Below are 12950 nucleotides of genomic sequence, written 5' to 3'. Positions count from 1 at the left end.
CAGGATTCCGCCGTGACTCCCTTCTCCGGTCCCTCAACGCCCACGTCGTGGCGCATAGCTCTCCCGCACACGGCCGCGGCCGTGCCGGTCGCGCGCGCCCTCGTGCGGACCGCGCTGTCCGAGATCGAGTCACCGGCCGCGGACGCGGACACGGCGGAGCTGCTCACGGCGGAGCTGGTGGCGAACGCGGTGGAGCACACGACCGGGGACACGCCGATCGAGCTGGTCGTGGAGCTGCTCGACTCCGGCTGTCAGGTCGAGGTGCACGACACGGACCCGGCGCCGCCGACCGACCTCACCAATCCCGAGGACGAAGGGCCGCCCGACCCCTGGCAGGAGCACGGCCGCGGCCTGCTCCTCATCCGCACGCTCAGCTCCTCGTGCGGGCACCGCCCCACCGATTCCGGCAAGGCGGTGTGGTTCACGCTTCCCTCTACGGTGCCGAGCCAGCGTCCGGCGTCCGAGGCGTAGCCCCCTCGGCGTCGTCGCCGAGCCGCGAGTTGCGGCGGCCGTACAGCGCGTACACGAGCGCGCCCACGACGAGGAACACCGCGAACTGGACCCAGGTCGTCCACCCCGTGCCCCAGATCAGATAGAGGCAGAAGCCGACGCCGAGGATCGGGCTGACCGGGTACAGCGGCACCCGGAACGAACGCTTCAGGGCGGGGTGCGAGCGGCGCAGCGCGATCACCGCGATGTTCACGGCGACCATGGTGGCGAGCGTGCCGATGGTGGTCAGGTTGACGACGGCGTCGAGCGAGGAGAACGCGGCGGGGACCGCGAAGACGCACGCCACGATCCAGGTGTTGGCGACCGGCGTGTGCGTCTTCGGCGAGACCCGCTCGAAGACCCTCGGGATCAGGCCGTCGCGGGACATGGACATCAGGATCCGCGTCTGCCCGTACATCACCGCGAGCACCACCGAGGCGATGGCGACGACCGCACCGAAGGCGATGACGCCGCCGCCGATGTCCGAGCCGGTGACCTGGTCGACGACGAGGGAGAGCGCGGCCGGCTTGTCCCCCACCGCGTCCGCTCCGAGCGCGCCGATGGCGGCGACGGCCACGGCGACGTAGAGCAGCGTGACGATGCCGATGCAGATCAGGATCGCGAGCGGGATGTTGCGCCGCGGGTTCTTGACCTCCTCGCCCGCCGTGGTGACCGCGTCGAAGCCGATGTACGAGAAGAAGGCGAGCGAGGCACCGGAGGTGACACCGGCCATGCCGTCCTTGAGGAAGGGTGTCAGGTTGCCGGCCTCGAAGGCGGAGTAGGCGATCGCGCAGAACACGATCAGGATGCCGATCTTGAGCACGGCCATCGCGGCGGTCGCCCGCGCGCTCTCGCGGATGCCGCGTACCAGCAGGGTGGCGGCCATCAGCATGACGAGCACGGCGGGCAGGTTGACCACGCCGCCGTCGGCGGGCCCGGCGGACAGGGCGTCGGGCAGCTGCCACCCGAAGATGCTGTCGAGCAGCTCGTTCAGGTACTGGCTCCAGCCGACGGCGACGGCCGACACCGAGACGCCGTACTCCAGGAGCAGGCACCAGCCGACGAGGAAGGCGACGCGCTCGCCGAGGGTCGCGTAGGCGAAGGAGTACGAGGATCCGGAGACCGGGATCGCGCTGCCCAGCTCGGCGAAGGAGAACGCCGTGAAGATGCAGGTGATCGCCGCGAGGACGAAGGAGAGGATGACGGCGGGGCCGGCCTCCGCGACCGTGTCGGACAGGCCGACGAAGATGCCGGTGCCGACGATCGCGCCGACGCCGAAGCACACGAGCTGGAAGAGCCCCATGGTGCGCTTGAGGCCGTGGCCTTCGAGGTCGGCGCCGGATTCGGCGATGAGGGACTCGGGCGACTTGATGCGCAGGCCGGACGGGGTCGGCGACATGGGGTGGTGCTCTTTTCTGGTGGTGCGGGTGCGGTGGGGGTGGCCGCATGCCGGTGGGGCCGGAGAGGGTGTTCCGGCCCCACCAGTTTGAACGGTTATTCGGTGATTGTGCGGTTTGTCGCTACTGGCCGAGCGTGGCGACCATGACGGCCTTGATGGTGTGCATCCGGTTCTCCGCCTCGTCGAAGACGACGGAGTGCTCCGACTCGAAGACCTCGTCGGTGACCTCGAGGGACTCCAGGCCGTACTTGGCGTGGATCTCGCGGCCGACCTTGGTGCCCAGGTCGTGGAAGGCGGGGAGGCAGTGCAGGAACTTCACGTCCGCGTTCCCCGTCGCGCGGAGCACGTCCATCGTCACCGCGTACGGCGCGAGCGACTTGATGCGCTCGTCCCAGATCTCCTCGGGCTCACCCATGGAGACCCATACGTCGGTGACCACGAAGTCGGCGCCCGCGACGCCCTCCTCGACGGTCTCCGTGAGCGAGATGCGGGCGCCGCTGGTGGCGGCCAGCTCGCGGGCCCTGGCGACGACCTCGTCGGCCGGCCAGTAGGCCTTCGGCGCGACGATGCGGACGTCCATGCCGAGCAGGGCGCCGGTGACGAGGTACGAGTTCCCCATGTTGAAGCGGGCGTCGCCGAGGTAGGCGAAGGACACCTCGGTGAGCGGCTTGGCGCTGTGCTCGGTCATCGTGAGCACGTCGGCGAGCATCTGCGTGGGGTGCCAGTCGTCCGTCAGGCCGTTGTAGACCGGCACGCCCGCGTACTCGGCGAGGGTCTCCACGATGGCCTGCTCGTCGCCCCGGAACTCGATCGCGTCGAACATCCGGCCGAGGACGCGGGCGGTGTCCTTGCTCGACTCCTTCTTGCCGATGTGCGAGCCGGCCGGGTCGATGTACGTCGTCGAAGCGCCCTGGTCGGCGGCGGCGACCTCGAAGGAGCAGCGCGTGCGCGTGGACGCCTTCTCGAAGATCAGCGCGACGTTCTTGCCCTTGAGGTGCTGCGTCTCGGTCCCCGCCTTCTTGGCCGCCTTCAGCTCAGCGGCCAGGTCGACCAGGCCTCGGAACTCCTCGGCGGTGAAGTCCAGCTCCTTGAGGAAGTGGCGGCCGGTGAGGTTCATTCGGGGGCTCCTGCGCATGACTCGGGGACGGGGTCGGGACAGTGGAAGTCTATACGATGTTCCACATTTCTATTCATGATTGTTTCTGGAGCATGTGCTTCCGTGCCTACCCGAACGTGCGCTCCCCTGCCAGCCACGTGCCCCGCACCCGGATCTCCCGCAGCCGCATGGGATCCGTGGTCCGCGGGTCCGCCGACAGCCACACCAGGTCCGCGGGAGCGCCGGGCACGAGCGCGCCCCGCTCGTCGGCGAACGCCTGGTGCGCCGAGCCCGCCGTGTACGCGGCCAGCGCCTCCTCGACCGTCAGCCGCTGATGGGGCAGCCAGCCGTCCTCCGGGTCGCCGTCGAAGGTCCGCCGGGTCACCGCGATCTGGATCCCCTCCAGCGGCTCGTACGAGCTGACCGGCCAGTCGCTGCCGAACGACAGCCGCGCCCCGCCGCGCTCCAGCTCTCCCATCGGGTACTGGAGCGCCGAGCGCTTGTCGCCGATGCGCGGGACGGAAAGGACGGTCTGCAGCGGGTCGGGCTGCGCCCACAGCGGCTCGAAGTTGGCGATCACACCGAGTGCGGCGAAGCGCGGCAGATCGGCGGGGTCGACGAGCTGGACGTGGGTGATCACGGGGCGCCGGTCCCACGCCTCGTTGGCCCGCGCCGCCGACTCGATCGCGTCGAGCGCGGCCCGCACCCCGGCGTCGCCGATGGCGTGGATGTGGATCTGGAAGCCGTCCGCGTCGAACGCCCGGACGGCCTCGGCCAGGGCGGCCGGTTCCCAGACGGGCATCCCGCAGCTGTGCGGGGCGTCGTCGTAGGGGGCGAGCAGCGCGGCGGTGCCGCCCTCGATCACGCCGTCGCTGAAGAACTTCACGGTGCGGGCGGTGAGCAGCTCGCCGCCCTCGGCCTCGACGCGGCGGCGCTGCTGCGTGAACGCGGGCCGCTGCTCGCGCCAGCGGTCCGGGTCGGCGCGCTGGGCGAGGTTGACGCGGAAGCGGAGGGCCCGGCGGCGGGCGGCCTCCAGGTAGGCGTCGACCATCTCGGGTTCCACCCAGGCGTCCTGAACCCACGTCAGGCCCGCGCGCGCGTACGCCTCCCCCGCCACGCCGAGCGCCTCGACCAGCTCGTCCACGGGGCGGCCCGGCACGCGGTCGAGCACCAGGTCGCAGGCGTGCCACTCGCGCAGGGTGCCCATAGGGGTGCCGTCGGGGCGGCGCACGATCCAGCCGAGGCGCGGTTCCGGTGTCGTCGCGTCCACCCCGGCGCGGCGCAGGGCCTCGGTGTTGCACCACACCGTGTGGTAGTCGTACGCGCGCAGCACGACGGGCCGGTCGGGCACTGCGGCGTCCAGCCAGCGGGCGTCGAACTCGCCGTCGGGGACGAGCGCCGGGTCGTAGCTCGCGCCGACGATCCACTCCTCCTCGGGGTGCCCGGCGGCCCACCGCCCGACCTCGGCGACGATCTCCTCGACCGACCCCAACTCCTTGATCCCCGGCCCGAAGTGCTCCAGGCCGCCGAAGAGCGGGTGGGCGTGGCCGTCGCCGAAGGACGGCATGAGCAGCCCGCCGTCGCCGAGGTCGAGCACCTCGTCGGCGCCGGCGGCGAGCGCCTCGGCCTCCGCTCCCAGGGCGACGATGCGGCCGTCCCGCACGGCGGCGGCGGCGACATCGCCGTACGCCTCGCTTCCGGTGCGGACGGTGCCGCGGAGTACCAGCACGTACAGGGTCCTTTCGGTTCGGTGGTCAGACGCGTTCGGCGTCGGTGGTGGTCAGCCGGGCGTACGCGGCCGGGTCGCGGCGCCGCACCCGCAGCGCGACGGCGATCCCGAGCGCGAACAGCACGGGCAGCGGCGCGAGCAGCACCGCGTTGACGCCCGGCGTCGCGCCGGTGAGCAGGTCGAGGTTGACGCAGGCGAGGCCGATGAGAACCGCCAGCCCGGCGAAGGAGAGGAGCGGCGCGAGCACCACCCGCCATGCGGGGAGACCGCGCCGGTCGCGGCGGAAGAACCCGTAGACGGCGAGCGCGGCGCAGGCCTGCATCAGCATCACGCCGAGGATGCCGGTGCCGTTGGTCCACAGGAACGTGACGCTGTACGGGTCCACGCCCGCGATCAGCGTCACGACGACCGTGAGCAGCGCGATGGCCGACTGCACGACGACCGCGACGGCGGGCGAGCCGGTGCGGGCGGTGACCCGGCCGAGGCGGCGCGGGAGCAGGCCCTCGCGGCCGAGGGCGTAGAAGTAGCGGGTGGCGCCGTTGTGGAAGGCGAGGGTGGCGGCGAAGGCGCTGGTGATGATCAGCAGGTGCATGGCGTCGGCTGCCCAGGCCCCGACGAACCGCTCGGTGGCGGTGAACACCATGTCGCCTCCGCCGTCCCCGTTCGCGACCTGCTGCGCGTCGTCCGCCCCGTACGCATTGATGATCATCCAGACGGTGAAGGTGTAGAAGAGCGCGAGGAACGCGACGGCGATGTAGGTGGCGCGCGGCACCGTGCGTTCCGGCTCGCGGGCCTCCTCGGCGTAGATCGCGGTCGCCTCGAAGCCGACGAACGCGCCGATGGCGAGGACGAACATGCCGCCGACGCCGCCGTTCAGGAGGTGGCCCGGCGACAGGACGCCGAACTCCGGGCCGTGCGGCCCGCCGCCGTGCGCGAACACCCCCGCCTCGAACACCAGCAGGACGAGCACTTCGAGGACGAGCGCGACGCCCAACACCTTGGCGCTGAGCGTGACCTTGAGCCAGCCGAGCACTCCGATGGCGACGAGACCCGCGAGCGCCCAGACCCACCAGGGGATCAGTACGCCGGTCAGGTCCTGGAACCCCGACTCGGTGAACCAGCCGAAGGCGGCGAGGAGTCCGACCTCGATCGCGTTGTACGCAAGCAGCGCGACGTACGCGGAACCGACTCCGGCGGGGCGGCCGAGGCCCCGGCCGATGTACGCGTAGAAGGCGCCGGCGTTGCGCACGTAGCGGCTCATCGCGGTGAAGCCGGCGGCGAAGACGATCAGGAGCAGTCCGGAGACGAGGTAGCCGAGCGGCGCGCCCCGGCCCGCCATCCCGATGGCCAGCGGGGCCACGCCCGCCATCACGGTCAGCGGCGCGGCAGCGGCCACGACGAAGAAGACCAGGTCGCCGGTGCCGATGGCGCCCTTCTCCAGGGTGGGGGCGGAGGTGGCCGCGGACGCGGCCCCGCCGTGTTCGGTCCCGGTGGACGACGTCAAAACGAATACCTTTCGTTTGGCGGTCGCCAGGACCGTATGCCGAGCCGGGGCGGTCTGGGAAGATCGCCGCCGGTGGCCCGGCAGGCCCTAGGTGTTCACGGCGTCCCGCTCGACCGGGCAGCTCATGCAGCGCGGCCCGCCGCGGCCGCGGCCCAGCTCGCTGCCCGGGATCTCGATGACCTCGATCCCCTGCTTGCGCAGGAACGTGTTCGTCGTGGCGTTCCGCTCGTACGCGACGACGACGCCCGGCTCCACGGCGAGCACATTGCAGCCGTCGTCCCACTGCTCGCGCTCGGCGGCGTGCACGTCCTGCGTCGCGGTCAGCACCCGGATCTCGGGGAGCCCGAGCGCGGCGGCGATGGCGCGGTGCATGTGCTCGGGCGGGTGGTCGGTGACCTTCAACTCGGCGCCGGACGTGCCGGGTTCGATGGTGTACGAGCGCAGCATGCCGAGCCCCGCGTACTGCGTGAACGTGTCGCCGTCGACCATCGTCATGACCGTGTCGAGGTGCATGAAGGCCCGTCTCTTCGGCATGTCGAGGGCGACGATGGTGCGCGCCGAGCCCGCCGCGAACAGCTTGTGCGCGAGCATCTCCACGGCCTGCGGGGTGGTCCGTTCGCTCATCCCGATGAGGACGGCGCCCTGGCCGATGACGAGGACGTCACCGCCCTCGATCGTGGACGGGTAGTCGGCCTGCCCCTCGGACCAGACGTGGAAGCCGTCATCGGCGTCGCGGAACAGCGGGTGGTGGCGGTAGATCGCCTCGAAGTGCACGGTCTCGCGCTGCCGGGCGGGCCAGCGCATCGCGTTGATGGACACCCCGTCGTAGATCCAGGCCGAGGTGTCGCGGGTGAACAGGTGGTTGGGCAGCGGGCCGAGCAGGAAGTCGTCGAGCTCCATGACGTGGAAGCGCACGGAGGTCGGCTCCGGGTGCGCCGCCAGGAACTCCCGCTTGGTCATCCCGCCGATGAGCGCCTCGGCGAGCTGCGCGGACGGCATCGCCGCGAAGGCGTCCCGCAGGTGGCCCGTGGCCAGCGGGCCGTACTCCTTCTCGTCGAAGACACGGTCCAGGACGAGGCCGCGGGCGGCGTCGACGTCGAGGGCCTCGGTGAGCAGGTCCCCGAAGAGGTGCACGCTGACGCCGCGGTCGCGCAGTACGTCGGCGAAGCCGTCGTGCTCCTGCCGGGCCCGGCGCACCCACAGCACGTCGTCGAAGAGCAACTGGTCCTTATTGCTGGGCGTGAGCCGCTTCAGCTCGAGATCGGGCCTGTGCAGAATCACTCGGCGCAGGCGACCGGTCTCGGAGTCGACGTGGAATCCCATGGGGCCATCCTTACCCCGGCCACCCGTGGTTGCGCCCTGGGGCGCCGCCCCAGACCCCGCTCCTCAATCGCCGGAGGGGCTTGATCTGGTCGACCATCTCAAGCCCCTGCGGCGATTGAGCAGCGGGGTGCGGGGCGGAGCCCCGAGGCTGTTCGCACGGACGACCGCGCCATCACGTCAGAGCCGAGGATCGACCGGTTCCGACTCGAGCGCCAGGACCGCGAACACCGCCTCATGCACCCGCCACAACGGCTCCCCCTCGGCCACCCGCTCCAGGGCCTCCAGGCCCAACCCGTACTCCCGGATCGCCAACGACCGCTTGTGCCCAAGAAACCGCTGCCGCAACTTCGCGAGATTCTCCGGCCGCGTGTACTCCGGCCCGTACACGATCCGGAGGTACTCGCGCCCACGGCACTTCACCCCCGGCTGCACGAGCCGCCCCTTCGCATCCCGAACCAGCGCCCCGACCGGCTTGACGACCATGCCCTCGCCGCCCCGCCCGGTCATCTCCAGCCACCAGTCGACCCCGGCCCGCACCGACGCGGCGTCACCCGTGTCGACGTACAGCCGCCGCGTCGTCCGCAGCAGCCCCGTGGTGTCGTGCGCGACGACCCGGTCGAGGAGCGCGAGCTGCTCGTCGTGCGGCAGCCCGGCGAGCGAACGCCCCCGCACCGCCAGCACCTGGAACGGCGCGAGCCGCACCCCGTCGAGCCCGTCCGTGCTCCAGCAGTAGCGTCGGTACGCGTCCGTGAACGCGGCGGCGTCGGCCGCCCGCCCCCGCTGCCGCTCCAGCAGCTCGCCCACGTCGACCCCCCGCTCGGCCGCCGCCTCCAGCGCCCCGAGCGCACCCGGGAACGCGGCACCGGACGCCGCCCCCACCGCCGCGTACTGCGCGCGCAGCAGCCCGGACGCCTTGAGCGACCACGGCAGCAACTCGGCGTCGAACAGCACCCAGTCCGTGTCGAGCTCCTCCCAGAGCCCGGCGGCGGTGACCGCGTCCCGCACCCGCCCGAGGACCGCCTCGGTGGTCGCCCGGTCGTCGAAGAACGGCCGCCCGGTGCGCGTGTACACCGAACCGGTGACCGGCCCGCCGTCCTCGTCGGACACCCCGAACCGCTCCCTGGCCGCCGCCGCGTCCCGGCACACCAGCACCACGGCCCGCGATCCCATGTGCTTCTCCTCGCACACGACCCGCTCCACACCGTCGGCGGCGTACTGCGCGAACGCCTCCGCCGGGTGCTCCAGGTAGCCGTCCTGCGAGGACGTCGCGGTCGGCGCCATCGTCGGCGGCAGATACGGCACGAGCCGCGGGTCGACCGCGAACCGGCTCATGACCTCGAGGGCCGCCGCCGCGTTCTCCTCGCGCACGGTGACCCGGCCCGTGTACCGGGTCTCCACGCTCCGCCGGCCCCGCACATCGGCGAGGTCCAGCGGCCGTCCCTCGTGCCCGCCCGGCGCCTCGGTCGCGAGCGGCCTGGCCGGCTCGTACCAGACCCGCTCGGCGGGTACGTCGACCAGCTCGCGCTCCGGCCAGCGCAGCGCGGTGAGCTTCCCGCCGAACACGGCGCCCGTGTCGAGGCAGATGGTGTTGTTGAGCCATGTGGCGGTCGGCACCGGGGTGTGGCCGTAGACCACCGCCGCCTTGCCGCGATAGTCCTCCGCCCACGGGTAGCGCACGGGCAGCCCGAACTCGTCGGTCTCGCCGGTCGTGTCCCCGTACAGCGCGTGCGAACGGACCCGCCCGGACGTGCGGCCGTGGTACTTCTCGGGCAGCCCGGCGTGGCACACCACGAGCTTCCCGCCGTCGAGGACGTAGTGGCTGACCAGCCCGTCGACGAACGCGCGCACCTCGTCGCGGAACCCCTCGCTCTCCGCGCCCAGCTGCTCGACCGTCTCGGCGAGGCCGTGCGTGTGCCGCACGTTGCGCCCCTTCATCCAACGGCCCAGCTTGTTCTCGTGGTTGCCGGGCACGCACAGCGCCGTACCGGCCTTCACCATGCCCATCACGCGGCGCAGCACGCCGGGTGTGTCGGGCCCGCGGTCGACGAGGTCACCGACGAAGACGGCGGTCCGCCCTTCCGGGTGCGCCCCGTCCACGTAGCCCAACTTGCCGAGCAGTGCCTCGAGTTCGCTCGCGCAGCCGTGGATGTCGCCGATGATGTCGAACGGCCCGGTGAGGTGGGTCAGGTCGTTGAACCGCTTCTCGCGCACGACGCCCGCGGACTCGATCTGCGCGGCGCCGCGCAGGACGTGCACCTTGCGGAAGCCCTCGCGCTCCAAGTGCTTGAGGGAGCGCCGCAGTTCACGGGTGTGCCGGGAGATGACGCGGCGCGGCATGTCGGCACGGTCGGTGCGCCCGGCATTCCGCGCGGCACACACGTCCTCCGGCACGTCGAGCACGATGGCGATGGGCAGCACGTCGTGCTTCCGGGCCAGCTCGACGAGTTGGCGGCGGGAGTCCTGCTGCACGTTCGTCGCGTCGACGACGGTCAGGCGGCCGGCCGCGAGCCGCTTGCCCGCGATGTAGTGCAGCACGTCGAATGCGTCACGGCTGGCGCCCTGGTCGTTCTCGTCGTCGGCCACGAGTCCGCGGCAGAAGTCGCTGGAGATCACCTCGGTCGGCCTGAAGTGGGCGCGCGCGAAGGTGGACTTGCCGGATCCGGAGGCGCCGACCAGCACGACGAGCGAAAGATCGGTGACGGGCAGCACGCGCCCTTCGGTGGTGTCGGTGGTGTCGGTGGAACCTGTGGTGCTCATGCGGCCGTCCCCTCCCTCTCGCTCCTGGTCTCGTTCTTGGTCTCGTTCTTGGTCTCGTTCTTGGTCTCGTTCTCGTTCTTGGTCTCGGTCGTCGTGAACACCGCCATCTGCGTCGGCGGGCCCACCTCCGGGTCGTCCGTCCCCACCGGCGCGTACCGCACCGTGTATCCGTGCCGCGCGGCGACCCGCTCCGCCCAGTCGCGGAACTCGGCCCGCGTCCACTCGAACCGGTGGTCGCCGTGCCGGACGTGCCCGGCGGGCAGGGACTCCCAGCGGACGTTGTACTCGACGTTCGGCGTGGTCACGACCACCGTCCGGGGCCGCGCCGAACCGAACACCGCGTACTCGAGCGCCGGCAGCCTCGGCAGGTCGAGGTGCTCGATCACCTCGCTGAGCACCGCCGCGTCGTACCCCTTGAGCCGCTTGTCGGTGTACGCGAGCGAGCCCTGCACGAGCCGAACGCGCGCGGCCTGCCGCTCCCCCAGCCGGTCCAGCCTGAGCCGCCGGGAGGCGATGGTGAGCGCCCGTACGGACACGTCCACCCCCACGATCTCGGTGAACCGCACGTCCTTGAGCAGCTCCCCGACCAACTGGCCCTGCCCGCAGCCCAGATCGAGCACCCGGGCGGCGCCGGACCCGCGCAGCGCGTCGAGGATCGCCTCCCTGCGCCGCACCGCCAGCGGCACCGGACGCTCCTCGGTGTCGCTCTCCTCGTCCACGGCGTTGTCGATCTCGTCGATGTCCGTGTCGTCGGCGTCCGCGAGCCGGGCCAGCTCCAGGCGCTCCATGGCCTGCCGGGTCAGCGACCAGCGCCGCGACAGATACCGGCCGACGATCAGCTTCTGCTCCGGGTGCCCGGCCAGCCAGCCGTCCCCCGCGCGCAGCAGCTTGTCGACCTCGTCGGCCGAGACCCAGTAGTGCTTGGCGTCGTCGAGCACCGGCAGCAGCACGTACAGGTGCCGCAGCGCGTGCGCGAGCCGCAACTCGCCCTCCAGGACCAGCCGCACATACCGCGAGTCGCCCCACTCGGGGAACTGCTCGTCCAGCGGAACCGCCGTCGCCTCGACCGCCCAGCCGAGCGGCTCGAACAGCTTCCGTACGAGGTCGGCGCCGCCGCGCGCGGGCAGCGCGGGCACCTCGACGCGCAACGGCAGTGCCTGCTCCGCGCGCTCCGGGCGGGCCCTGCAGGCGCCGCGCAGCGCGCTGGAGAAGACGCTGCTCAACGCGACGGCGAGCAGTGACGACGCGGCGTAGGGCCGGTCGTTCACATACTGCGCGAGCGCCGCGTCGGGCGCGCCGCCCCGGCCCTTGCCGCGACCCCGGCGGGCGAGCGCCACGGGGTCCACTTCCAGCAGCAGCGCGGCCGTGCACCGCTCGTCGTCCGCCTCGGGGTAGAAGACGTGCGCGGTGCCGTGCGCCGTGCTGAAGGACTGGGCGTTCGCCGGATGCTTGTGCAGCAGAAAGCCCAGGTCGGTGGCCGGATTCGCGGCATTGCCAGTGGTCGAGATCGTCAGAAGCACAGGGCCGAGTATGGCCGCGGCCACGCGCTTCCCACCATGGGTTTTCGCCCGCACGACGGCGCCCGCATCGTCGAAGCGCGCGCCCCTGACCTGCATGATGGGTGCATGGATCTTCGCGTATTCACCGAACCGCAGCAGGGCGCCACCTACGAGACGCTGCTCCGCGTCGCCAAGGCCGCCGAGGACTTGAACTACGGCGCATTCTTCCGCTCCGACCATTACCTCCACATGGGATCCGTCGACGGTCTGCCGGGGCCCACGGACGCCTGGACGACGCTCGCCGGACTCGCCCGCGAGACGAGCCGGATCCGGCTCGGCACGCTGATGACCGCCGGCACCTTCCGGCTTCCCGGCGTGCTCGCCATCCAGGTCGCGCAGGTCGACCAGATGTCCGGCGGCCGCGTCGAACTGGGGCTCGGCTCCGGCTGGTACGAGGAGGAGCACTCGGCGTACGGCATCCCGTTCCCGAAGGAGAAGTTCGGGCGCCTTGAGGAGCAGCTCGCCATCGTGACGGGCCTGTGGGAGACGCCGGTCGGGCAGCGCTTCAACTACGACGGGACCTTCTACCAGTTGAAGGACTCTCCCGCCCTGCCCAAGCCCACCCAGCCGCGCGTCCCGATCCTCGTCGGCGGCCACGGCGCCAAGAAGACCCCGGCGCTCGCCGCGCGCTTCGCCACCGAGTTCAACATCCCCTTCGCCTCGATCGCCGACACCGAGCAGCAGTTCAAGCGGGTGAAGGCCGCGGCCGGCGAGTACGGCCGCGCCCAGGACGCGCTCACCTACTCCAACGCCCTCATCGCCTGCGTCGGCCGCACCGACGCCGAGGTCAAGCGCCGCGCCGACGCCATCGGCCGCGACGTCGACGAACTCAAGGCCAACGGTCTCGCCGGCTCCCCCGCCGAGGTCGTCGAACGCCTCGCCGCCTACCAAGCCGTGGGCTCCCAACGCATGTACCTCCAGTTCCTCGACCTCGACGACCTGGACCACCTGGACCTGATCGCCTCGGAGGTGGCCCCGCACCTGAGCTGAGACGGGGCGGCACCACGGGCGGGTGAAATCGCGTCAACCTGGTGCGCAGCGGCGGGGACGTGCAGTGACCCGGCCCCCGTCGCGCTCGTTGACTCGGGCGGAGC

Annotated in this window: 9 protein-coding genes; 2 read left to right on the top strand and 7 right to left on the bottom strand. The window is 71.7% G+C overall.

What is annotated here, in order from left to right; all coding sequences use genetic code 11:
- Positions 1-12 precede the first annotated feature (12 nt).
- Complete coding sequence (locus ACZ7L4_RS07640; protein ID WP_472100620.1) at positions 13-471, top strand: ATP-binding protein; 459 nt, start codon at positions 13-15, stop codon at positions 469-471.
- Here the strand turns inward: ACZ7L4_RS07640 and ACZ7L4_RS07635 are convergent.
- The 7 genes from ACZ7L4_RS07635 to ACZ7L4_RS07605 form a co-directional block, all read right to left on the bottom strand.
- Positions 434-1888 carry an amino acid permease gene (locus ACZ7L4_RS07635; RefSeq protein WP_472100618.1) on the bottom strand — a complete coding sequence of 485 codons (1455 nt, stop codon included), beginning with the start codon at positions 1886-1888 and terminating at the stop codon, positions 434-436. The two genes, ACZ7L4_RS07640 and ACZ7L4_RS07635, sit on opposite strands and share 38 nt — an antisense overlap.
- A gap of 121 nt (positions 1889-2009) precedes the next feature.
- Complete coding sequence (gene argF / locus ACZ7L4_RS07630; RefSeq protein ID WP_472100617.1) at positions 2010-3005, bottom strand: ornithine carbamoyltransferase; 996 nt, start codon at positions 3003-3005, stop codon at positions 2010-2012.
- A gap of 106 nt (positions 3006-3111) precedes the next feature.
- Positions 3112-4713, bottom strand: coding sequence for an amidohydrolase (locus ACZ7L4_RS07625; RefSeq protein WP_472100615.1), 1602 nt, complete (start codon positions 4711-4713; stop codon positions 3112-3114).
- 25 nt (positions 4714-4738) lie between these two features.
- Entirely contained in the window at positions 4739-6217 is a 1479-nt protein-coding gene (locus ACZ7L4_RS07620; RefSeq protein WP_472100614.1) for an APC family permease, read from the bottom strand.
- 87 nt (positions 6218-6304) lie between these two features.
- Complete coding sequence (locus ACZ7L4_RS07615; protein ID WP_472100613.1) at positions 6305-7540, bottom strand: arginine deiminase; 1236 nt, start codon at positions 7538-7540, stop codon at positions 6305-6307.
- Between the two features lie 177 nt (positions 7541-7717).
- A complete protein-coding gene (locus tag ACZ7L4_RS07610; protein ID WP_472100612.1) occupies positions 7718-10297 on the bottom strand; it encodes a polynucleotide kinase-phosphatase in 2580 nt (859 codons plus the stop codon).
- Positions 10294-11817: a 3' terminal RNA ribose 2'-O-methyltransferase Hen1 gene (locus ACZ7L4_RS07605; RefSeq protein ID WP_472100611.1), complete on the bottom strand. Its 1524-nt coding sequence runs from the start codon at positions 11815-11817 to the stop codon at positions 10294-10296. The genes ACZ7L4_RS07610 and ACZ7L4_RS07605 overlap by 4 nt, the downstream gene beginning before the upstream one ends.
- 105 nt (positions 11818-11922) lie before the next feature.
- Here ACZ7L4_RS07605 and ACZ7L4_RS07600 point away from each other — a divergent pair, with 105 nt between their 5' ends.
- A complete protein-coding gene (locus tag ACZ7L4_RS07600) occupies positions 11923-12846 on the top strand; it encodes an LLM class F420-dependent oxidoreductase (RefSeq protein ID WP_472100609.1) in 924 nt (307 codons plus the stop codon).
- The last annotated feature ends 104 nt before the right edge of the window (positions 12847-12950 follow it).

The organism is Streptomyces sp. NPDC107575 (assembly GCF_055657265.1).
This window is presented reverse-complemented; position numbering and strand designations above follow the sequence as displayed.